Raw genomic sequence first — 21,239 nt, forward strand, 5'->3', positions numbered from 1 at the left:
TCATGGCGTAATTCCGCCATACGTCATGCGGTCGATCTCCGGCCAAACCGGGACGTGCGGGTGTCCCTGCCGTCACGTCGGGCCATAACGTCTGGTCATGCACAAGGAGTTGCGGGTGGCGGCCTACGCCGTGTGCGTACGGGACGGGCGAATGCTCCTCGCGCGCTGGGTGGCCAGGGACGGCGGCAAGCGCTGGACGCTGCCGGGCGGCGGCACGGACCACGGCGAGGACCCGTACGACACCGTCGTCCGGGAGGCCGAGGAGGAGACCGGGTACACCGTCGAGCCGGTCGCCCTGCTCGGCGTCGACACGGTCCGGGAGACCCATCCCCGCCGCCTCGGTGCCGCCGTCGACCTCCATGGTCTGCGGATCGTCTACGAGGCCCGCGTCACCGGCGGCGAACTGCGCCACGAGATCGGCGGCTCGACCGACCTGGCGGCCTGGCACCCGCTCGACGAGGTACCGGCGCTGACGCGCGTGGGACTCGTCGACGTAGGGCTCGGACTGTGGCGGGACCGGCCCGCGACCGGACGGGTGACGGGCGTCCCGGAACACCCCGCGGACGCCTGACGTCGGCGCGCGGGACCTGCCCCCTACCCCGCCAGATGAACATGGAGTGACCGGCCCGCCTCGGTTCGGAGAGGACCCGGTGGACGCGGAGGGTAGTCCAAGATCGACGTACGGTGATCGGCGCTGCCCGTTGCCGTCCAGTTAACGCGCAGGTCACCCCGGATGCCAACCATCCAGTAAGAGCGGGAAGTTCGCGTCGGCGAACCGCCCGCGACCACTGCTGACGCGTTCGTACCCGGGGAGACCGCGCCATGTCGCGCATACGCTCTGTCGCCACCGCCGCCCGTGACCGCCGCGCCTTCCTGGCCGCCACCGGGGCGGTGTCCCTCTCCGCGGGCATCGGCTTCGCGCTGCGGCCGGGAACCAGCGAGGCCGCCACCGACACCGCCGCCACCACCCAGGGTCGGTCCATCGCGGTCTCCCGTCAGGCACCGGCCGCGCCCCTGGCCCCGTACACCCGGGGCACCACCCTCTCCACCCTCGCGACCGCGCGCCCGGGCTCCGGGTTCCGGCGGCTCGGGGACGGGCCCGCCTGGCCGCGCGTCGTCCGCGGCGACCTGGCCGCCGCCAAGGCGGGACGGGAGGGACGGCGCACCGCGCTCGCCGCGTTCGTGCAGTTCACGGACCTGCACCTGGTCGACGTACAGCACCCGCTGCGGTACGAGTACCTGCGCGCCCAGACCGCCAGCGCCTGGCGGCCCCAGGAGTCCCTGTCGGTGCCCGGCGCGGTCTCGCTCGTCGAGCGCGTCAACGCGCTGCGCGGAGCCCCCGTCACCGGGTCCCCGCTGCACTTCGTGATGACCACGGGCGACAACACCGACAACAACGCCAAGACGGAGCTGGACTGGTTCCTGAAGGTGATGAGCGGCGGCCGTATCACGCCCAACTCCGGTGACCCGGCCCGTTACGAGGGCGTCCAGAACAGCGACCTCAAGCTGTACTGGCAGCCCGACTCGGCCCTGCGCGACGCCGACAAGCAGCTCGGTTTCCCGCGCATCGAGGGCTTCCTCGCCGCCGCGATCCGCGAGGTGCGCAGCCCCGGCCTCAACCTGCCCTGGTACTCCACGGTCGGCAACCACGACTCCCTGCCCGGCGGCTGCTACGCGCCCGGCGACTCCTTCTTCGCCGAGTTCGCGGTCGGCGGCAGGAAGCTGATGACGCTTGACGAGTCGGAGGGCGTCCGCATCTGGAAGAACGTCAGGAAGGGCGGCGACCCGACGGGCGCCGGCTTCAAGGCGATGCTCAAGTCCCAGTCGCGGAAGCTGCGTCCGGTCACCCCGGACGAGGGCCGCGCCCCCTTCACACCCGCCGAGTACCTCCGGGCCCACCTCGATCCGGCACACGCCGGGGTGGGCCCCGTCGGACACGGCTACTCGCAGGCCAACCTCGCCGCGGGGACCCAGTACTACACGTTCCGGATCGCGGACGACCTGATCGGTGTCAGCCTCGACACCACCGACCCGGGAGGCCACTACGAGGGCTCGCTCGGCACCGGCCAGCTCAGGTGGCTGGAGCGCACGCTGAAGGCGGCCGAGAAGAACAAGGAACACGTCATCGTCTTCAGCCACCACACCAGCAAGTCGATGCGCAACCTCCGCGAGGACCCGGCCCACCCGGGGGAGCGGCGGCACGGCGGTGACGAGGTGCTCGCCCTGCTCGGCGCCCACCGCCCGGTGCTGGCCTGGGTGAACGGCCACAGCCACCGGAACAGGATCACCCCGCACTCCGCCCCGGACGGGCGCTCCTTCTGGGAGGTCTCCACCGCCTCGCACGTCGACTTCCCGCAGCTCGCCCGGGTGATCGAGGTCGCCGACAACCACGACGGCACGGTCTCCCTGTTCACCACGCTCATCGAGTCCGCGGCCCCGCACGACACGGACTTCACGGACCTCTCCCAGACGGGTCTGGCAGCCCTGTACCGGGAGCTCTCCTTCAACGCCGCGGGCGCCCGCACGGACCTCAGCGGCACGCCCGAGGACCGCAACACGGAACTCGTCCTGAAGAAGGGCTGAGCCCTTCGGACTCCGGTTCGCCGGCACCCCGAAAGGGGCTCGAACACGCCCAACCGTCCCAGGGCGGAGCAACCCGCGCGGCCACCCGCGGGGTCCCTCCCGTCGGTTCACCCACGACGGAAGGCACACGACATGTCATCCCGCACCCTGCGCCTGGGCCTGACCGGCACCGCCGCCCTCGTCGCGGCCGCACTGACCGCTCCGGCGGCCCTCGCCGACTCCCCGGCGCCGACAACGCGGACCGCACCGGCCGCGGACCACGCCGCGACCCGCAGCGCCATCGACGCCGCCGTCAAGGACGGAGTCCCCGGCGTGACCGCCCGGGCCGAGGACACCCGCGGCACCTGGAAGGCCACCTCGGGTGTGGGCGACCTGAGGACGAAGAAGCCCCGCTCCGCCCACGACCGCTACCGCGTGGGCAGCATCACCAAGACCTTCGTGTCGACGGTCCTGCTCCAGCTGGAGGCGGAGGAACGCCTCTCGCTCGACGACACGGTGGACGAGTGGCTGCCGGGCGTCGTGCGCGGCAACGGTCACGACGGCCGCCGGATCACCCTGCGCCAACTGCTCAACCACACGAGCGGCATCTTCGACTACACGGCGGACGACGACTTCGCCCGGACCTACTTCCTCAAGGACGGCTTCTTCGCGCACCGCTACGACGAACTGTCGCCCCGGGACCTGGTGGGCATCGCGACGGCCCACGAACCGGACTTCGCGCCGGGCGCCTCGTGGAACTACTCCAACACCAACTACGTCCTGGCCGGAATGGTGATCCAGAAGGCCACCGGCCACCCGTACGGCGACGAGATCCGCCGGCGCCTCATCGAGCCCCTCGGACTGCGCGCCACCCTCGTCCCGGGTACGTATCCGAAGGTGCCGGGGCCCAGCAGCCGGGCGTACGGGAAACTCGCCCCCTCGGTCACCGGCCCGACCTACGACGTCACGGAGCTCAACCCCTCCCTCGCCTCCGCGGCGGGCGAGATGATCTCCGACTCGGCCGACCTCAACCGCTTCTACTCGGCGCTGCTGCGCGGCAGGCTCCTGCCGCGCGAACAGCTCACCGAGATGAAGACGACGGTCAAGGTGTCCGAGGCCCCGAAGGCCGGCTACGGCCTCGGCCTCATCGAACGCGAGCTGAGCTGCGGCGTCGTCGTCTGGGGCCACGGCGGCGGCATCCACGGTTCCAACTCGGAGGCCGTCACGACCGCGGACGGCCGCCGTTCGCTCGCCTTCAACTTCAACGGCGACTGGTCGGGGAACAGCGACGCGGTGATCGAGGCGGAGTTCTGCCCGAAGCCGAAGTAGCGCCCTACCGGGGCAGTACCTCGACGTAGGCCGCCGGATCGCGGTCCCCCGACGCCATCAGAGCCGTGCGCACCACGGTCGCCTGCTGCTCCGGCGAGTCCCGCAGCTTCTTCGGCGTGACGTGGACGACCGTGATGCCGAGCCGCTCCAGGTGCTCACGCTTGCGGGCGTACTCGGACCACATCGTGTCGTCGTCCTGGCGGGGTGTGCGGGTGTCGAGTTCGAGGGCGACGGCCTGGTCGGGCCAGTACGCGTCGAGGCCGCCGAGGTGCGGGCCGCCGGGCAGCCGGAGGTCCACGTTCCAGACCGGGTCGGGCAGGCCGTGCTCCGCGACCATGCGGTAGAGCCGGCTCTCGGCGATGGCACGGCCCTCGGCGAGGAGCGAGTCGACCGCGTCCACCACGTGCGGCCGGCCCAGCAGCCGGGCCTGCGTCAGCTCCCGTACGACGGCGGCGGGCTCGCAGTGGCCGCCGCGTACCGCCTCGGTGAGCAGGTGGCGTACGGCTGCCGCGTCGGTGAGGTCGGCGATCGCGTCGGCCAGTGCGCGGGGGACGGGCGCCACCGGGACGCCGGTGATCTGCTCGGGCTCCGGCAGGCCCGACGTCCGGACGATCCGGACGCAGCCCGTGGAGCGCAGCCGGCGCAGCCGGGGGACGAGGACGTCGACGCGGTCGAGGGAGGACAGCGGGGGAACGCACGGGAAGCGGTGCAGGGCGAGCGCCGCGAGACCGGTGATCATCGCGTCGGCGTACCGCTTCGGGGGGTACGGTGCGCCGGCGTCCGGCTGGGCGGGGACCCCCGGTTCGGTGACGGGGGAGCGGGCCGCGTACAGCAGCACCGCGTGCAGCCGCTCCTCGGTGGTGACGGGGCCCGGGCGGAGCAGGAAGACGCCCGGCAGGAGCTGCTGCCAGGAGCCGCCGGGCCGGCACTGGGCGCTGATGTCGGCGCCGCTCACGCCCCGCGCCCGCAGGTGCGCGGTGGTCAGGACACGCTGCTGGACGTCGGACAGGTGGCGCAGGGGCCGGGGGGAGAGCGGGGTGTTGTGGTTCATGCTCCCGAATCTGCCGCGCCCGGCCCGGTGCATAACCGCTGTTACACGCCCGTCGTCAAACCAGGACAAGCCCGCCCTAAAGTCCAAACGTTCGACTGCCGAAACCCCCTGGTTGAAAAGGGGGTCACGGCTTCGACCCCCCAAATCCCGTAACCGTCCTGCAACCCCCCAAAGTCAACCCCCGAACCACCGTCCCCCGTTGGAGGAGGGTTCTTAGGGGCACGAGGAACACCGCAATCCTTCGGGGGCACGGGCGGGCGCAGTCTTTCGGGGGCGCGGGGAACGGCGCAATCTTTCGGGGGTGCGGGGAACGGCACAATCTTTCAGGGGCGCGGGGAACTGCGCGACCAGCCACAGCGCACCCGTACCCGACAGCCCAGCCGGCGGCAGCCAACGCGCACCCGACAGCCCAGCCGGCGGCAGCCAATCATCCACCCGCAGCCACATCACACTCCTGCCCCCGCAACACCCGAGCCAGATCATCCCGAGCCTCAAGCACCAGCCTCCGCAGCGCAGGCGCAGCCTCCCCATGGGAGGCAAGCCACGCGTCGGCCGCGTCCAGCGTGGCCCGGGAGTCCTGGAGCGAGGGGAACAGCCCCCGCACCACATCCATCCCGATCTGGATGGACCGCTCCTCCCACACCCGCTCGATCACCTCGAAGTACTTCGAGGCGTACGGCGCGGCGAGCTCCCGGTGCGACGCCTGCGCGAACCCGGCGATCGTCGCCTCCACCAGCGCGTTGGACAGCGAGTCCGACTCGACCACGGAGGCCCACGCCTGCGCCTTGACCGCCGCGGAGGGCCGCGCCGCCAGACACCGCACCTGGTGCCGCTTCCCGGACGCGGTGTCGTCCCGGGCGAGCTCCGCGGCGAGCGCGGCCTCGTCGGCGACCCCGTGCGCGGCGAGCGGCTCCAGGAACGCCCACCGCAGCTCCTGGTCGACCTCGAGCCCGTCGATCTTCTCCGTGCCCTCCAGCAGCCCCGAGAGCAGTTGGAGATCGGCCTCCTCGGAGGCGACCGCCGCGAGGAAACGCGCCCAGGTCAGCTGGTGCTGGCTGCCGGCCTCGGCGACCCGCAGCTCACGCAGCGCGCCCTCGGCGAGCAGCCGCCCGCCGGTCTCCCGCCACCCGGGCGCCGCGTAGTGGGTCAGCGCGGAGTTCGCCCAGGAGTGCAGGGTCTGGAGCACACCGATGTCCGACTCGCGGCCGGCGAAACGCAGCACCAGGCCGATGAAGTCCCGCGCGGGCATGAGCGCGTCCCGGGTCAGGTTCCACAGCGCCGACCAGCACAGGGCGCGGGCGAGCGGGTCGGTGATGTCGCCGAGATGGGAGCGCAGCGTGTCCAGCGACCCCTCGTCGAAGCGGATCTTGCAGTACGTGAGGTCGTCGTCGTTGACGAGGACCAGTTCGGGGGCGTCCGCGCCGGCCAGCTCGCCGACGACCGTGCGCGGCCCGTCGACGTCCACCTCGGCGCGCGCGTACCGCACGAGCGGGCCGTCCGCGCCCTCGCGCCGGTAGAGGCCCACCGCCACCCGGTGGGGCCGCAGTTCGGGATGCGACTCGGCGGCCTCCTGGAGGACCGACAGTTCGGAGACCCGGCCCTGCGCGTCGAGGATGACCTGCGGGGTGAGGGAGTTGACCCCGGCGGTCTGCAGCCAGGCCCGCGACCAGGCGGCCATGTCGCGCCCGCTCGTCTCCTCCAGCGCCGACAGCAGGTCACCGAGGCGCGTGTTCCCGTACGCGTGCCGCTTGAAGTAGCGGCGGGCGCCCTCAAGGAAGGCGTCCCGGCCCGCGTACGCCACCAGCTGCTTGAGGACCGAGGCCCCCTTGGCGTACGTGATGCCGTCGAAGTTGAGCTTGGCGTCCTCCAGGTCACGGATGTCGGCGGTGATCGGATGCGTGGAGGGCAGCTGGTCGGCGCGGTACGCCCACGCCTTGCGGTTGTTGGCGAAGGTGATCCAGCCGTTCGTGAAGCGGGTCGCCTCGACCATCGAGAACGCGCCCATGAAGTCCGCGAAGGACTCCTTGAGCCACAGGTCGTCCCACCAGACCATGGTCACCAGGTCGCCGAACCACATGTGGGCCATCTCGTGCAGGATGACGTTCGCCCGGCGCTCGTACGACGCCTGCGTCACGTTCCCGCGGAAGATGAACTCCTCGCGGAACGTCACGAGTCCCGGGTTCTCCATCGCGCCGAGGTTGTACTCGGGCACGAACGCCTGGTCGTACTTCCCGAACGGGTACGGGTAGTCGAAGTGGTCGTGGAAGAAGTCCAGGCCCTGCTTGGTGACCAGGAAGACGTCGTCGACGTCGAAGTGCCTGGCGAGGCCCTTGCGGCACAGCGCGCCGAGCGGGATCTCCAGCCGGGTGCCGTCGTCGAGGACACGCTCGTACGAGTCGGTCACGTAGTGGTAGGGGCCGGCGACGACCGCCGTGATGTACGTCGAGATCGGCTTGGTCCCGGCGAACCTCCACACCCCGTCGGTGAGTTCACCGACGCCGTTGCTCCACACGACCCAGCCCTCGGGGGCCCGCACCTCGAAGCGGTAGGGCGCCTTGAGGTCGGGCTGCTCGAAGTTGGCGAAGACGCGGCGGGCGTCGGCCGGCTCGTACTGCGTGTAGAGGTAGACCTCGCCGTCCTCGGGGTCGACGAAGCGGTGCATGCCCTCACCCGTGCGGCTGTACGCGCACTGGGCGTCGACGACCAGTTCGTTCTCCTCGGCCAGATCCTCCAGGAGGATGCGCGAGCCGTCGAAGACCGCGCCCGGGTCGAGGTCCCTGCCGTTCAGCGAGACGGCCGTGACACTCGGTGCGATCAGGTCCGCGAAACTCGTGGCGCCCGGCTCGGCGCTGCGGAACCGGATGGTCGTCACCGACCGGAAGGTGCGCGGCCCGGCATCCGTCCCGCCGACCGCGGAGCGCAGGTCCAGGGACACCTCGTACTCCTCGACGGACAGCAGTGCTGCCCGCTCGCGGGCCTCGTCGCGGGACAGATTCTCACCGGGCACGGGCGGCACTCCCTCGTGGCGTCTTGGATACACGTCGCATACGTGTGAACAGGACCGATCCTGCCATGCGCCCCTGACACGGGGTACCCGGGAATGGCACGGACGACCGATCGCGTTGACGCTGGAAGCAGCACCCAGGGCCCCTGACGGCGAACGATCCCGACCGAGGAGAAACATGTCCGAACAGACCTCTGCCAAGACTCCCGTCGACTTCTGGTTCGACCCGCTGTGTCCCTGGGCGTGGATGACCTCGCGCTGGGTCCTGGAGGTGGAGAAGGTCCGGGACATCGAGGTGCGCTGGCACATCATGAGCCTCGCGGTCCTGAACGAGCCGAAGCTGGACGAGCTCGACGACGAGTACCGCGAGATGCTCGCCACCACCGCCTGGCAGCCGGTCCGCGTGGTGACCGCGGCCGCGCAGAAGCACGGCTCCGACATCCTCGGCCCGCTCTACACCGCGCTCGGCAACCGCATCCACAACGACGGCCTCGGCCTGACGAAGGAGGCGATCGCCGGCGCGCTCGACGAGGTCGGCCTGCCCGCCGACCTGATCGACTACGCCGACCAGGAGGACTTCGAGTTCGACGCCGAGCTGCGCGCCTCGCACAAGGAGGGCATCGACAAGGTCGGCCAGGACGTCGGCACGCCCGTCATCGCGGTCCCCGGCGCCGACGGCGAGCAGATCGCCTTCTTCGGCCCGGTCGTCACCCCGGCCCCGCAGGGCGAGGAGGCCGCCAAGCTCTGGGACGGCACGCTCCTGGTCGCCTCGGTCCCCGGCTTCTACGAACTGAAGCGCACTCGCACAAAGGGCCCGGACTTCAGCAACCTGTGACCGGTTGCGGGAGCCTCATTCCTGCTCGGGCAGGCGCAGGGGCTCCTTGAGGTGCTTCTCGGCCCAGGAGGTGCGGAGGTTGCGGCACTGCTTGGCTCCGTCGTCCAGAGGAGCCAAGCAGATCATGTACGTGCCGGTGAACTTCTCCTTCAGGTGCTCCTTGACCCACACCGCTTCCTTCGGTTCCAGGAAGCGGTGTGGCTGTCTCTGGCTCTTGCAGGTGCTGCAGCTCTTCATCCGCATCCGGCAACCATCACCCGGAGGGCCGCATACCGGAAGCCCCCGGTCAGGCGACCTTCGTGTAGTGCGACGCGTCGCCCGTGATCGAGTAGCTCTCCTTGCCCTCGACACCGGCCGGCACGTCACCGGCGACCGTCACCCGGTTCAGGCGGCGCGGCAGGCCGTCGTAGTTGTCGATGGCGTAGTGCTGGGTGATGCGGTTGTCGAACAGCACGAGCTGGTTCGCCGACCAGCGGTGCCGCAGGACGTTCTCGGGCCGCACGACGTACGCCTGGAGCAGGTCGAGGACCTTGCGGGACTCGCCCAAAGACAGGCCGACGATCCGCTGGGCGAAGCCGCCGATGAACAGTCCGCGCTCGCCGGTCAGCGGGTGGACCCGGACCACGGGGTGCGCGGTCCGGTACTCGATGGACGTGAACTGGGCGCGCTGGGCGGCCTGCGCCTCGTCGATCTCCTCCTCGGGCACCGCGTAGTCGTAGTCGTTGGTGTGCTCGGCCCACAGCGTGTCGGCCAGCAGCCGCAGGGGCTCGGGCAGGTCGCGGTAGGCGGCGGCGGAACTGGCGATCAGCGTCTCGCCCCCGTACGGCGGGAGCGTGATGCTGCGCAGGGTGCTGGCCTGCGGCGGGTTGAGGACGAACGTGACGTCGGTGTGCCAGTTGTTGGCGGCCCGCCCGCGCTCGCTGTCGACGGGCAGCACGTTGGGGGCGCCCGGTACCGCGGGCACGGTCGGATGGGCGGTGGTGAGGTCGCCGAAGTGCCGGGCGAACGCCTGCTGGCCCTCGTCGTCCAGGCCGACGTCGTCGAAGACCAGTGCCTTGTGTTCGTTCAGCGCGTTCCGCAGGGCGGTGACGGTCTCCTCGTCGAGCGGCTCGCCGATGTCGACGCCGGATATCCGCGCGCCGATCCTGGCGGTGATCCTGCTGATCTCGATGCCGGGCATGGGGGTTCCTCTCGGGTACGGGCGGGCCTGGTGCGGGCGGGTCAGACGCGGGTGAGTGCCGGGGAGACGTGCTGGTTGGCGGGGCGTGGGAGGCCGTACCGCGCGCGCAGGGTCTGGCGCGGGCCGTACTCCTCGCGGAGCAGGCCGCGGGAGCGCAGGATCGGCACGACGTGGTCGACGAAGGTGTCGAGGCCGGACGGCAGGACCGCGGGCATGATGTTGAACCCGTCGGCGGCGCCGAGGGTGAACCACTCCTCGATGGCGTCCGCGACCTGCTCGGGTGTCCCGGAGAAGGTGAGGTGCCCGCGGCCGCCGCCGAGCCGGCCGATCAGCTGCCGCACGGTCAGACGGTCGCGCCGGGCCAGCTCCACCACCAGCGTGTACCGGCTCCTGGCCCCCTCGATGGAGCTCTCCGGCGGCAGGTCGGCGGGCAGCGGCCCGTCCAGCTCCAGCGTGCCGGGCGGCAACTGCAGCAGGCTCTCCAGGCGGTCCACCCCGTGCGCGTACACGATGTGGTCCTCCAGCACCTGTTCGTTCGCGCGGGCCTCGGCCTCCGTCGAACCGATCACCGGGACGATGCCGGGCAGCACCTTGATGTGGTCGGGGTCCCGGCCGGCCGCCACCGTCAGGGCCTTGAGGCCGGCGTAGAAGTCCCGCGCGTCCCCCAGGGTCTGCTGCGCGGTGAACACCGCCTCCGCGTAACGGGCCGCGAACGCCTTGCCGTCCTTCGAGGAGCCGGCCTGGACCAGCAGCGGATAACCCTGCGGGGAGCGCGGCACGTTCAGGGCGCCCTCGACGCCGAAGTACGTGCCCCGGTGGCGGGGCGGATGGATCTTCGTGTCGTCGCCCCAGACGCCGGCCGCCTTGTCGGCGACGATCGCGTCGTCCTCCCAGCTGTCCCAGAGCTTGAGCGCCACGTCGAGGAACTCGGCGGCACGGGCGTACCGCTCCGCGTGCGCGGGCTCCGCGTCGAGCCCGAAGTTACGGGCGGCCTCGGCGCCCGCCGTGGTGACGATGTTCCAGCCCGCCCGGCCGCCGCTGATGATGTCCAGCGAGGCGAACCTGCGGGCCAGGTTGTACGGCGAGTTGTACGACGTGGAGGCGGTGGCGATCAGACCGATGTGCTCGGTGGCCGTCGCCAGCGCCGTGAGCAGTGTGAGCGGTTCCAGGGCACCGGCAGGCCGCTGCGCGAGGTTGCTCCACAGCTGGGGCCCGTCGGCCAGGAAGAGCGAGTCGAAGGTGCCGCGCTCGGCGGTCCTGGCGAGGCCGACGTAGTGCCCGAGCTCCACATGGGCGTACGGGTCGCTCTCCGGGAGCCGCCAGGACGCCTCGTGATGGCCGGTGTTCATGAGGAAGGCGTTGAGATGCAGTCGGCGCCGGGTCTTCACTGGTGGTCCTTCTGGTCGGTGCGGGCCGCCGGGTCCGCGGGGGAGGTCTGCGCCGGATCGTGGCCCGGGTGGTCCTCCGTCACGCCGAGCGCGGCGAGCAGCCGCTCGCGGTACTCACCCAGCAGCGGATCGCGGTACGAGCGCGGGTGCGGGCGGTCGATGGCCAGGTCGAGGCCGATCCGGCCCTGGTCGAGGACGAGCACCCGGTCGGCCAGCACGATCGCCTCGTCCACGTCATGGGTGACGAGGAGGACCGAGGGCCGGTGACGCTCCCACAGCTCGCGCAGCAGGCCGTGCATCTTGATGCGGGTCAGCGCGTCCAGGGCGCCGAACGGCTCGTCGGCCAGCAGCAGTTCGGGCTCCCGGACCAGGGAACGGGCCAGCGCGGCACGCTGCGCCTCCCCGCCGGACATCTCGTTGGGCCAGGCCCGTTCGCGCCCGGCCAGGCCGACCTCGGCGAGAGCGGCGCGGCCCCGCTCCGCCGCCTGCCTGCCGTCGGTGCCGAGCAGGACGTTGTCGAGGACACGGCGCCAGGGCAGCAGCCGGGAGTCCTGGAAGACGACGGACACCCGTTCCGGCGCGCTCAGCGTGCCGCTGCCGACGACCTCGTGGTCGAGGCCCGCGACGGCGCGGAGCAGGGTGCTCTTGCCGGAGCCGCTGTGGCCCAGCAGGGCCGTCAGCTGTCCGGCCGGCAGGTCCAGGTCGACGTCGTCGAGGACGGTCCGGCCGTCGAAGGAGCGGGTCAGGCCGCGGATCCGGACGGCGGGCGCCGCCGGGGACGACGGCTGTCCGGGGTGCGTGCGGGGTTCGGTGTGCGTCAGCTGTTTAGCGTGCGTCGCCATGACAGCACCTTCCGTTCGACGATGCGGACCGCGCTGTCGGAGACCAGGCCGAAGACGCCGTAGATCAGCAGGCCGACGAGGATCACATCCGTCTGGCCGTAGTTCTGGGCCTGGAACATCATGTAGCCGAGGCCGCTGGTGGCGTTGATCTGCTCCAGCACCACCAGACCGAGCCAGGAGCCGGTGACGCCGAGCCGCAGTCCCACGAAGAAGCCGGGCAGCGCGCCGGGGATGACGATCTCCCGGATGAACCGGAGCCTCGACAGCCCCTGCACCTCGGCGAGTTCGACGTACCGGTGATCGATGCCGGACAGCGCCGAGTGCAGGTTCAGGTAGATCGGGATGTAGACGACGATGGCGATGATCGCGATCTTGAAGGTCTCGCCGATGCCCAGCCAGAGGATGAACAGCGGGATCAGACCGAGGGTCGGGATCGCCCGGTTGAGCTGGACCGTCCCGTCGATCAGCGCCTCGCCGACCCGGCTGAGCCCGGACGCCAGGGCGAGGGCGACCCCGGCGGTCAGCCCGAGGGCGAACCCGGATCCGGCACGTTGCAGCGAGGTCAGGATGTCGGTGGGGAGCGTGCCGTCGCTCCACAGCCGGCCTGTGGTCTCCAGGACCGTCCAGGGCGCGGGGATCGCGCCGGGGTCGAGCTGCCCGGCGGCCGAGGCGGCCGCCCACAGCGCGAAGAACAGGGAGGGCCCGATGAGGCGGGAGGCGGGCAGCCGCTTGCCGGGGGCGAGCCCGCGACGGCGCCGGCCCCTCCGCCGTGCCGGGTCGGTGGCCTCGGCGCCCGTGACGGCCCCGCCGCCCCGCGCGTCCTGCGGCTCCACGGGTGTGGGGGCGGAGGTGGTCGCGGTGGTGGACATCGCGCTCACCTCCGGTACTCGGCGGGGACGGCTTTCGCCGCGATGCCCTCGAAACGGCGGTCGAAGAGCGAGTCGACCGTGAACGCCTTCACGAAGCCGCCCTCGGCCAGCAGGTCCGCCGTCTCCTGCTCCCACTTCACGGCCTCGTCCCAACTGGGCGGGAACAGGGGCTTGTTCGCGAGCTCGGTGATCGACTCCGCCTGGGCGAGGCTCAGGTTCTGCGTCTTGACGTAGAACTCCCTGTTCCAGGCGTCGGGATGCTCGTACGCCCACACCTGGCCCTGGGCCCACCGCGGGATGTACGCGGCGACCGCGGCCGCCTTCGCCCTGTCGGCCAGCACCGAGGCCGGCGCCCACAGCAGGCTCAGGAGGTCCACCACGTCGGTGGGGATGGTGCGGGCGCCCTTGGACCCGTACTGCTTGAGGTAGGCCGGCGACTGGCTGTTGGCGAGCGGGGCGATGTCCACCTGGCCCGCCTGGAGCGCGGTGAGGAACTGGTTGCTGGTCAGCGGCACCAGCTCCACGTCGTCGTACGCCAGCCCGGCCTGCTTGAGCGCCCGCAGCAGGACGACACCCTGGGCCTGCCCCTGCGAGAAGGCCAGCTTCCTGCCCCTGAAGTCGTCGACCGACCGGATGTCGCTGCCCGGCTTGGTGGCGAAGAGGTAGTTGGGTTTGCGGGTGAGGTTGATCGCGACGATCTTCGCGTCGTAGCCCTGGTAGTGCGCCTGGATGGGCGGGATGCCCGCGTTGTTGGCGACGTCGAGGGACTTGGCGCGGAAGGCGTTGATGACGTCGGGCCCCGCGCCGATGTTCGCCCAGGACGAGACCTTGAACGGCAGGTCGGTCAGCCCCGCGAGCTTGAACTGAAGCTGCTGGACGCCCTGGTACGAGGAGATCTTGAGGCTCGTACCGGGCGGGACCTCGGCGGCCGGCGGGGCGGACGCCGACGCCTTGCCCCCGGAGTCGGCGGCGCTGCTGCCCGCGCAGCCGCTGAGCCCGGCAGCGGCGGCGGCGCCGAGCAGCGAGGAGAGGAAGAGCCGCCGGTCGACTCCGGACGCGGTCAGAGGTGGCATGGGAGGACTCCCTGAATTCAAGGGGCGGTTCACGGCCGTGCCGCGGAGGGCAGGGGTGCGCGCGGAACCCGGCAGCGGCAGGGGGCAGCCGGGAGACGCGAGACACGCGGGGGAGGGGGAACGGCAGACGCACGCGGGGCATGCCGGGAGACGACGGACGGACGCGGACGGATCGTCAGCGCGTCAACGTGTCGATGCCGGATGTGCCGGCGCTTCGGCGTGCGGTATCAACAACAGAGGGTGCGGCAGCTCATGGACACGATGCTCCTGGCCTGGTGGGAAGCCTGTCAACATTCGGATCTTCTGAATTAAATCGGTCCCGGTGACACGCCGAGCGGATCCCGGTAGAGCACGTCCAGAGCCACCGAACCACCCGCGACGGCCAGTACCGAATCCGGGAAACTGGTCGGGACGACGCTCGCCCCCCGGTCGGCTCCGACCTCCTCGCGCAGCGCGGCGAGGCAGTCCTCCCGGTGGATCGCGCCCGCCTCGGTGACGACGACCGTGTCCGGGTTCAGCACGTCGAGCAGCAGCCGCACCGCCCGGCCGGTCATCCGGGCGCGGCGGCGCAGCAGACGTACGGCGACCGCGTCGCCGCCGGCCGCGGCGGCCAGTACGTGCATGGGGTTCGCGGTACGGATGATCCCGGCCTCCCGTGCCCGCCGGCACAGGGTCCGCTCGCTCAACTCCACCTGGAGGCAGCCGGTCCGGCCGCAGTCGCAGCGCTCCGTGCCGCCCGCGACCGGAAGGTGGGCGATCGAGCCGGCCTGGGAACGGGGACCGTGGTGGACCTCGTCGTGGGTGGCGAACGCGGCGTCCACGACGTTGCCGACGAAGAGGTGCAGCACACTCAGGCTGCCGCGCGCCGACGCCCCGAACAGCCGCTCACCGTTGACCAGCGCCCGTGCGTGCCCGTCCACATGGACCGGCAGCCCGGTGTGCGCGCGCATCGCCTCCCGTACGGGGACGTCGCGCCAGCCGAGGAGCGGGTGCTCCACGACGGTCCCGGAGTCCCGGTCCACCCAGCCGCCGGCTGCGACGCCCACGGCGAGGGGGGTGCGGCCGGGGGCGTCCGCCAGCAGGGACCGCAGGCCGGCCGCGGCCCCGGCGAGCACCCGGGCCGGTTCGGGAGCGCCGTCGTGGCCCAGCCGGCGCTCGGCGACGACCCGGCCGCGCAGGTCCAGGAGGGCGACCGTGGTGTACGGCACCGCCACGTGGACGCCGCCGACGACGAACCGGGAACCGTCCAGGTCGACCGGCACGTGGGGGCGGCCGACGCCGTTCGACCGGCGGGGTTCGGGGGACTCCTCGATCAGGCCGAGTCCGGTGAGCCGGGAGCAGTGGTCGGTGACCGACGCCGGGGAGAGGCCGGTCAGGCGGGCGATGGTGCTGCGGGCGACCGGACCGTGGTCCAGGACCGCCCGCAGGACGACGCTGGCGCTGGTCCTGCGCCGGTCGCTGTTGACGGCTCCCCGGGGAGCCGGGCGGGGGCGTACGGGGGCGAGGGAGGGGCTGGGCATGGGGAATGTCCTCGGAGGCTGGTCCGACACGGCGCAGGCGCCGTACGTCGGGCGCCCGCCGTCTGTCTCGTCTCGGCGAGCCGGAACGCTCCGCCCGCCTCAGCGGTGGCGACAGGTGGCCGTTCCCTGGCGTCGCAGGTCGACGTAGCGACGCGACGCGAAGTTCCGGGCTTGGGGGACCATGGGTCGAGGGTAGGGGCTGTGCCCCCGTCCGACCAGACCGGCTCCGTGACCAGCGTCACGCCCTCACGGGTGTAGGGCACATCCTTTGTCGGAGATGGACCAACCCCCGGTGATCCCCTTTGTCGACCACTGACGGTGATCGACCCGACCCCGCTGGGATAGCGTCGACAGGTCCCGCCACCCACACCCCCGCCGGAGCCCCCATGACCACCGCCGTCGCCACCACCCACCCGCGCCAGGTCCTCGCCGACCTCCTCCCCGCCTCCCGCGTCAGGGACATCGCACTCGTGGCGGGCGGCGCCGCGCTCACCGGCCTCGCCGCCCAGATCGCGGTGCCCGTCCCGGGCTCCCCGGTGCCGGTGACGGGCCAGACCTTCGCCGCCCTCCTCGTCGGCACCGCGCTCGGCGCCGGCCGCGGCCTGTCCTCCCTCGCCCTGTACGCGGTGCTCGGCCTCGCGGGCCTGCCGTGGTTCTCCGGCGGAAGCTCCGGCGCCACCGCGTCCTTCGGCTACATCCTCGGCATGCTGCTCGCCGCGACCGTCGTGGGCGCACTCGCCCGCCGCGGCGCCGACCGCTCGATGCTCCGCATGGCGGGCGCGATGCTGGCGGGCGAGGCGATCATCTACGCGGTCGGTGTCCCGTACCTGGCCCTCGTGGCCGACCTGACGGCCGCCCAGGCCGTGGCGGCGGGCCTCACCCCGTTCCTCATCGGCGACGCGGTCAAGGCCGCCCTGGCGATGGGTCTGCTCCCCACCGCCTGGAAGTTCGTCAGGCGCGAGAGCTGACAGCTACGGCGTCCACGCCGTGGTGCGCGCGGAAAGAGGCCCGCGGGGTCGTCGTCGTCGTCCACCGACTTCGACCCCGCGGGCCTCTTCCGCGTCGTACGGCCCCCGCGCCGCCCGGACCGGGCCGGCCGTCCTACGCCTCGCTCCGCCCGGGCCGCCGCTGCGTCCACCACAGACCCACCGCTCCTGCGGAGAGGAGCGCGGCCCCCACCGCGCCGAGCGGCAGGACCTGGTCGGCAGGACCTGTCCTGGGCAGTTCCTCGCCCCCGGCGTCGTTGCCGGCCTTGTCGCTGCCCGGGGTGACCGGGCTGTTGTCGGTGCCGAGCAGGAGAGGCGTCGCCGGGGCGTTCGGCGAGGGGTTGTTCGCGCCGAACGGGACCGGCCCCTGCTGCCAGAACGTCTTCTTGCCGTCGGCGTCCTGGACGGGCAGACAGATCTTGCCCTCCTTCTTCAGATCGAACGTCGCGTCCACGGCGTACGACTTCGACTTGCCGGCGGCCAGATTGTCGATGGCGCAGGCGTAGCCGCTGTTCGATCCCTCGGGGAGATCCTTCTCGGCGATTTCTGCGCATCCTTCGACGCTCTTGACCGAAAGGCCGTCGAATCCGACCACGAGCAGTCGGATTTCGCCGCTGTCCTTCGTTCCTCCGTTCTTCACCGTGGCAGTGATCGCCGTTTTCTGTGAACTGTTGTCGACGTCGATCTTCTCAGGCAGCGAGGTCGTCAGCTTCACACCCGCGGGCGCTCCGTCGACGGCCTTTCCCCCCTTGTCGCTCATCGGCCCCGGATCGTCCGCCCCGGCGGAGAAGGAAAAAATCATCACCGCCGAGAATGACGCCGTGAGCAGCGATCCCGTGGCGATCGTCATGCGACGAGAACTCATGTTCGTCCCCCTTGTATCCCCGTACCTGCGCCTGAATTCGCAGTACTTGAAGAGGTACCACAAGATTTCTCCCCACTATGCTGGTGCGGTGCAAAGTTGTGGCGATTGTGCTTCTTTGCGTTTCTTCTGGGGCGGGTGTTGAAGGGAGGCATGGGGGTGCCGGGAATAAGGAGGGGTGGTATTCCGGGATTGCTGGTGACGGGGCGATACCGGCTGGTCGAGAGTATCGGCCAAGGAGGAATGGGGCGGGTGTGGCGGGCGGCCGACGAAACACTCGACCGGCAGGTCGCCGTCAAGGAGATGCGCATAGACGGCATGGACCAGGAGGACGCCAGGACCCGCCGCGAACGGACCCTCCGCGAGGCCAGGGCCACCGCCCGGATCGACCATCCCAACGTGGTGCGCGTGTACGACGTCGTGGACGAGGGTGAGCGCCTGTGGATCGTCATGGAACTGGTCGACGGCCGCTCGCTCGAACGCGTCGTCGCGGAGGACGGGCCGCTCAGCCCGCGCGACACGGCCCGCATCGGGCTCGAACTGGCGGCGGCGCTCGGCCAGGTGCACGCGGGCGGTGTCCTGCACCGGGACATCAAACCGGGCAACGTCCTGGTCGAGCGGCGCGCCGGCCGGGTCGTGCTCACCGACTTCGGCATCGCCGCCATCCAGAACACGGAAGCTCTGACGATGGCCGGCATGCTGGTCGGCTCCCCCGACTACATGGCACCGGAGCGGATCTCCGGCCGCCCGCAGGGCCCGCCGTCCGACCTCTGGTCCCTGGGCGCGACGCTCTGCGCGGCGCTGGGCGGCCGTTCCCCCTTCTCCCGCGCGACGACCCTCGCGACCCTGCACGCCGTGCTGTACGAGGAGCCCGAGATCCCCGCCGCGGCGGGAGAGCTGCGGGAAGCGCTCACGGCCCTGCTCCGGAAGGACCCGGCGGAACGTCCCGGCCTGCGCGAACTGGTCCCGCTCCTGGTCCCGACGGCGGACGGCAGCGGCGGGACGGCGGCACCGGCCGTCGCGGTCATGGGCGAGGAGGGACCCCCGGAGTGGGGGCGGGAGCCGGAGCCGGAAACCGGACCGCCGGACCCCGCCACGGAGCCGGAACCACAGCCGGACCAAGGACCACAGTCGGACCAGGCAGCGCAGCCGACACCAGAGGCAGAACCAGAACCAGAGTCAGAACCACACCCGACCCCCGTGTTCCTCCGTATCCCCCTCCCCTTCGCGGAGCCGGTGCAGGACGCGGTACCGGCTGAAGCGGCACCGTCCGCCGTACCGGCACCGTCCGCCGAGCCGGAGCCCGCACCCACACCCCCCGACGCCGGGAACACGTCCTCCGAGGCCCCCCACGAGGGCACCCCCGAGATTCCCTCCGAGGGCGCGACCCCCGACCACCCCCTCCGCGCGCCGGGCGTCCGGCTGGAGCGGCCACAACCGCCGGAAACACCGGAGCCGCAGGAGACCCCGGTGTCGCAGGAGGCACCGGCGCCGGACGGGCCACACCGCACCGGGAACCGGACCCTCGGCCGCAAGGGCCTCGTGATCGCCGTGGGCGTGATCGTCGTCGCGGCCCTCGCCGGCCTGCTCGTGCCGCTGCTGGGCGGTTCCCCCGGTGGCGGGGACAAGCCCTCGGCGTCCTCCGCCACGCCCGGCGGGAGCGACCCGACCGGTCCGCCTCCCACCGTCGGGGGCACCGCCCGCCCGGAGGGCTCCCGGACGGAGGCCGGTCTGTACGCCTGGGTGCCGCCCGAGGGCTTCGACCGCGTGGCGCAGAGCGGCGCCCAGGTCCACTACAGCTCACCGGACCGTAAGCAGGAGGTCCTGGCCAACGCCTCCACGGCACGCGGCGATCTGATGGAGCAGTGGGAGAGGACGGAGGAGTCCACCAGCAAGGGCCTGGACTACCGGCGGATCCGTCTGGAGGAGACCACGTTCCGCGGGATGCCCGCCGTCGTCTGGGAGTACACGGTCACGGCCAAGGGACTGCCCTGGCACGCCCGGCTGCTCGGCTTCGACACCGGCGGCAGGTCCTACGAGATCACCACCTGGTACCACCCGGACATCGAGGACCGGGCACTTCCCGTCTACGACAGGCTGAAGAGCACCTTCACCCCCCTGTGACCAGGTCAGCTGTCGGAGCCGGCCGGTGCCGGGCGCTCCTGGCGGCCCCGGCGCACCTTCTCCAGCACCAGCGCGATGCCCACCACGACGGCGGCCACGAGCAGCGACAGCAGGACGGTCTGCCGGCCGTCGTGCTCGGTGTCGGTGAGCATGTAGCCGAGGACGAAGACGATCAGCGCGATCGTCGCGTACGTCAGATACGGGTACAGCCACATCCGCACGACCAGCTTCTCCGGCGACTCACGCTCGATGATCTTCCGCATGCGCAGCTGGGAGCAGCAGATGACGAGCCAGACGAACAGGGCGACGGCGCCGGAGGAGTTGACCAGGAAGAGGAAGACCGAGTCGGGGAACTCGTAGTTGAAGAACACCGCGACGAAGCCGAAGGCGACCGACGCGAGGATCGCGGTCCGCGGGACGCCGCGCTGCGTGGTGCGGGCGAAGGATTTCGGCGCGTCACCGCGCCGGCCGAGCGAGAACGCCATGCGGGAGGCCGTGTAGAGGCCGGAGTTGAGGCAGGACAGGACGGACGTCAGCACGATGAACTTCATGATCTCGCCGGCGTTCGCGATGCCGAGCGAGTTCAGGGCGGCGACGTACGAGCCGTCCTTCTGGATGGCCTCGGAGTCCCAGGGCAGCAGGGTGACGACGACGAAGATCGAGCCCAGGTAGAAGACGCCGATCCGCCAGATGATGCTGTTGGTCGACTTCGTGACGGCGCGCTGCGGGTTCTCGGACTCGCCCGCCGCGAGGGTGGCGATCTCGCTGCCCATGAAGGAGAAGACGACGAGCAGGATGCCGGTGAGGATCGCGCCGGGTCCGTTCGGCAGGAAACCGCCGTGGTCCGTGAGGTTCCCGAGGCCGGCGCTGTCGCTGTCGACGCCCGGCAGGACGCCGAAGACCGCGAGTCCGCCGATGACGATGAAAGCGCCGATCGCGACGACCTTGATGCCGGCGAACCAGAACTCGAACTCGCCGTACGAGCCCACGGAGACCAGGTTCGTCGCGGTCAGCACGAGCATGACGATGAGGGCCCAGCCCCACTGCGGCACGGCCGGGACCCAGCTCTCCAGGATCACCGCGCCCGCGGTGGCCTCGATCGCCAGGACGACGACCCAGAAGAACCAGTACAGCCAGCCGATCGAGAAGCCCGCCCAGCGGCCGAGCGCGCGGTCCGCGTGCGCGGAGAACGAACCCGAGGTCGGGTTGGCGGCGGACATCTCGCCGAGCATCCGCATCACGAGGACGACCATCGTGCCGACGAGGGCGTACGACAGCAGGATGCCGGGACCCGCGGTGGCGATACCGGAGCTGGAGCCGACGAAGAGGCCGGCGCCGATGACTCCGCCGATCGCGATCATCGACAGATGCCGGTTCTTGAGTCCGGCCTGCAGGCCGTCGCCGGGTTCTCCAGGGCCGTCGGGGCCGTTACCGGCCTTCGTCAGGGTCGGCTGCGAGGTCATGGACGGTGTTCCTTTGCGCCGGGGACTGTGGGGGGCGGCCGAGGGCGTGCGCGTACGAGCGGTGTACGGGCGGTGGACCTGCGGTGCCGCGAGCCGGTCCAGTGAATCCCAGGCGAATGGATTCGTGAACCTCTGATTCCAGATTGTTATT

General features: G+C 71.4%; 17 protein-coding genes. 6 read left to right on the top strand and 11 right to left on the bottom strand.

What is annotated here, in order from left to right; genetic code table 11:
* Nucleotides 1-97 precede the first annotated feature (97 nt).
* From ACFYXC_RS01700 to ACFYXC_RS01710, 3 genes are all read left to right on the top strand, one after another.
* The gene (locus ACFYXC_RS01700) at nt 98-571 is read left to right on the top strand and encodes an NUDIX hydrolase (protein ID WP_389545638.1); all 474 of its coding nucleotides are present in this window, start codon (nt 98-100) and stop codon (nt 569-571) included.
* Between the two features lie 251 nt (nt 572-822).
* Nucleotides 823-2,583: a TIGR03767 family metallophosphoesterase gene (locus ACFYXC_RS01705; RefSeq protein ID WP_389545641.1), complete on the top strand. Its 1,761-nt coding sequence runs from the start codon at nt 823-825 to the stop codon at nt 2,581-2,583.
* A 132-nt stretch (nt 2,584-2,715) separates the two neighbouring features.
* Entirely contained in the window at nt 2,716-3,891 is a 1,176-nt protein-coding gene (locus ACFYXC_RS01710) for a serine hydrolase domain-containing protein (RefSeq protein WP_389545643.1), read from the top strand.
* 4 nt (nt 3,892-3,895) lie between these two features.
* Here the strand turns inward: ACFYXC_RS01710 and ACFYXC_RS01715 are convergent, their stop codons facing one another.
* Together ACFYXC_RS01715 and pepN are read right to left on the bottom strand one after the other, a co-directional pair.
* Nucleotides 3,896-4,942 carry a hypothetical protein gene (locus ACFYXC_RS01715; RefSeq protein ID WP_389545646.1) on the bottom strand — a complete coding sequence of 349 codons (1,047 nt, stop codon included), beginning with the start codon at nt 4,940-4,942 and terminating at the stop codon, nt 3,896-3,898.
* A 427-nt stretch (nt 4,943-5,369) separates the two neighbouring features.
* A complete protein-coding gene (gene pepN / locus ACFYXC_RS01720) occupies nt 5,370-7,949 on the bottom strand; it encodes an aminopeptidase N (protein ID WP_389545649.1) in 2,580 nt (859 codons plus the stop codon).
* Between the two features lie 175 nt (nt 7,950-8,124).
* Here pepN and ACFYXC_RS01725 point away from each other — a divergent pair, with 175 nt between their 5' ends.
* Entirely contained in the window at nt 8,125-8,781 is a 657-nt protein-coding gene (locus tag ACFYXC_RS01725) for a DsbA family protein (protein WP_389545651.1), read from the top strand.
* A gap of 15 nt (nt 8,782-8,796) precedes the next feature.
* Here ACFYXC_RS01725 and ACFYXC_RS01730 read toward each other — a convergent pair whose 3' ends face one another.
* From ACFYXC_RS01730 to ACFYXC_RS01760, 7 genes are all read right to left on the bottom strand, one after another.
* Complete coding sequence (locus ACFYXC_RS01730) at nt 8,797-9,024, bottom strand: hypothetical protein (protein WP_389545654.1); 228 nt, start codon at nt 9,022-9,024, stop codon at nt 8,797-8,799.
* Between the two features lie 43 nt (nt 9,025-9,067).
* Nucleotides 9,068-9,961: a TauD/TfdA dioxygenase family protein gene (locus ACFYXC_RS01735; protein ID WP_389545657.1), complete on the bottom strand. Its 894-nt coding sequence runs from the start codon at nt 9,959-9,961 to the stop codon at nt 9,068-9,070.
* 41 nt (nt 9,962-10,002) lie between these two features.
* Entirely contained in the window at nt 10,003-11,349 is a 1,347-nt protein-coding gene (locus tag ACFYXC_RS01740; RefSeq protein WP_389545659.1) for an LLM class flavin-dependent oxidoreductase, read from the bottom strand.
* Nucleotides 11,346-12,191 (bottom strand): ABC transporter ATP-binding protein, encoded by an 846-nt coding sequence (locus ACFYXC_RS01745; RefSeq protein ID WP_389545662.1) that lies wholly within the window; start codon nt 12,189-12,191, stop codon nt 11,346-11,348. The genes ACFYXC_RS01740 and ACFYXC_RS01745 overlap by 4 nt, the downstream gene beginning before the upstream one ends.
* Nucleotides 12,167-13,060, bottom strand: coding sequence for an ABC transporter permease (locus ACFYXC_RS01750; RefSeq protein WP_389545665.1), 894 nt, complete (start codon nt 13,058-13,060; stop codon nt 12,167-12,169). The genes ACFYXC_RS01745 and ACFYXC_RS01750 overlap by 25 nt, the downstream gene beginning before the upstream one ends.
* 5 nt (nt 13,061-13,065) lie before the next feature.
* Nucleotides 13,066-14,133: an ABC transporter substrate-binding protein gene (locus ACFYXC_RS01755; RefSeq protein ID WP_389545668.1), complete on the bottom strand. Its 1,068-nt coding sequence runs from the start codon at nt 14,131-14,133 to the stop codon at nt 13,066-13,068.
* Between the two features lie 308 nt (nt 14,134-14,441).
* The gene (locus ACFYXC_RS01760; RefSeq protein ID WP_389545671.1) at nt 14,442-15,653 is read right to left on the bottom strand and encodes an ROK family protein; all 1,212 of its coding nucleotides are present in this window, start codon (nt 15,651-15,653) and stop codon (nt 14,442-14,444) included.
* Between the two features lie 386 nt (nt 15,654-16,039).
* On the opposite strand from ACFYXC_RS01760, the gene ACFYXC_RS01765 reads away from it, so the two are divergent.
* A complete protein-coding gene (locus ACFYXC_RS01765; RefSeq protein WP_388908948.1) occupies nt 16,040-16,621 on the top strand; it encodes a biotin transporter BioY in 582 nt (193 codons plus the stop codon).
* Nucleotides 16,622-16,754: 133 nt separating this feature from the next.
* Here the strand turns inward: ACFYXC_RS01765 and ACFYXC_RS01770 are convergent, their stop codons facing one another.
* Entirely contained in the window at nt 16,755-17,504 is a 750-nt protein-coding gene (locus ACFYXC_RS01770) for a hypothetical protein (RefSeq protein WP_389545676.1), read from the bottom strand.
* A 240-nt stretch (nt 17,505-17,744) separates the two neighbouring features.
* Between ACFYXC_RS01770 and ACFYXC_RS01775 the strand changes: the two genes are divergently transcribed.
* Nucleotides 17,745-19,625, top strand: a complete 1,881-nt coding sequence (locus ACFYXC_RS01775) for a protein kinase (RefSeq protein ID WP_389545679.1) — start codon at nt 17,745-17,747, stop codon at nt 19,623-19,625.
* Between the two features lie 5 nt (nt 19,626-19,630).
* Here ACFYXC_RS01775 and ACFYXC_RS01780 read toward each other — a convergent pair whose 3' ends face one another.
* A complete protein-coding gene (locus ACFYXC_RS01780) occupies nt 19,631-21,088 on the bottom strand; it encodes an amino acid permease (protein WP_389545682.1) in 1,458 nt (485 codons plus the stop codon).
* Between the last annotated feature and the right edge of the window lie 151 nt (nt 21,089-21,239).

Source organism: Streptomyces sp. NPDC002701, from assembly GCF_042889045.1.
Classification (GTDB): Bacteria; Actinomycetota; Actinomycetes; order Streptomycetales; family Streptomycetaceae; genus Streptomyces.

Bases quoted from the DNA above. Each gene is read 5' to 3' on its own strand.
- ACFYXC_RS01700 (WP_389545638.1), top strand. From the start codon at position 98: ATGCACAAGGAGTTGCGGGTGGCGGCCTACGCCGTGTGCGTACGGGAC.
- ACFYXC_RS01705 (WP_389545641.1), top strand. From the start codon at position 823: ATGTCGCGCATACGCTCTGTCGCCACCGCCGCCCGTGACCGCCGCGCC.
- ACFYXC_RS01710 (WP_389545643.1), top strand. From the start codon at position 2,716: ATGTCATCCCGCACCCTGCGCCTGGGCCTGACCGGCACCGCCGCCCTC.
- ACFYXC_RS01715 (WP_389545646.1), bottom strand. From the start codon at position 4,942: ATGAACCACAACACCCCGCTCTCCCCCCGGCCCCTGCGCCACCTGTCC.
- ACFYXC_RS01725 (WP_389545651.1), top strand. From the start codon at position 8,125: ATGTCCGAACAGACCTCTGCCAAGACTCCCGTCGACTTCTGGTTCGAC.
- ACFYXC_RS01730 (WP_389545654.1), bottom strand. From the start codon at position 9,024: ATGCGGATGAAGAGCTGCAGCACCTGCAAGAGCCAGAGACAGCCACAC.
- ACFYXC_RS01735 (WP_389545657.1), bottom strand. From the start codon at position 9,961: ATGCCCGGCATCGAGATCAGCAGGATCACCGCCAGGATCGGCGCGCGG.
- ACFYXC_RS01745 (WP_389545662.1), bottom strand. From the start codon at position 12,191: ATGGCGACGCACGCTAAACAGCTGACGCACACCGAACCCCGCACGCAC.
- ACFYXC_RS01750 (WP_389545665.1), bottom strand. From the start codon at position 13,060: ATGTCCACCACCGCGACCACCTCCGCCCCCACACCCGTGGAGCCGCAG.
- ACFYXC_RS01755 (WP_389545668.1), bottom strand. From the start codon at position 14,133: ATGCCACCTCTGACCGCGTCCGGAGTCGACCGGCGGCTCTTCCTCTCC.
- ACFYXC_RS01760 (WP_389545671.1), bottom strand. From the start codon at position 15,653: ATGCCCAGCCCCTCCCTCGCCCCCGTACGCCCCCGCCCGGCTCCCCGG.
- ACFYXC_RS01765 (WP_388908948.1), top strand. From the start codon at position 16,040: ATGACCACCGCCGTCGCCACCACCCACCCGCGCCAGGTCCTCGCCGAC.
- ACFYXC_RS01770 (WP_389545676.1), bottom strand. From the start codon at position 17,504: ATGAGTTCTCGTCGCATGACGATCGCCACGGGATCGCTGCTCACGGCG.
- ACFYXC_RS01775 (WP_389545679.1), top strand. From the start codon at position 17,745: ATGGGGCGGGTGTGGCGGGCGGCCGACGAAACACTCGACCGGCAGGTC.
- ACFYXC_RS01780 (WP_389545682.1), bottom strand. From the start codon at position 21,088: ATGACCTCGCAGCCGACCCTGACGAAGGCCGGTAACGGCCCCGACGGC.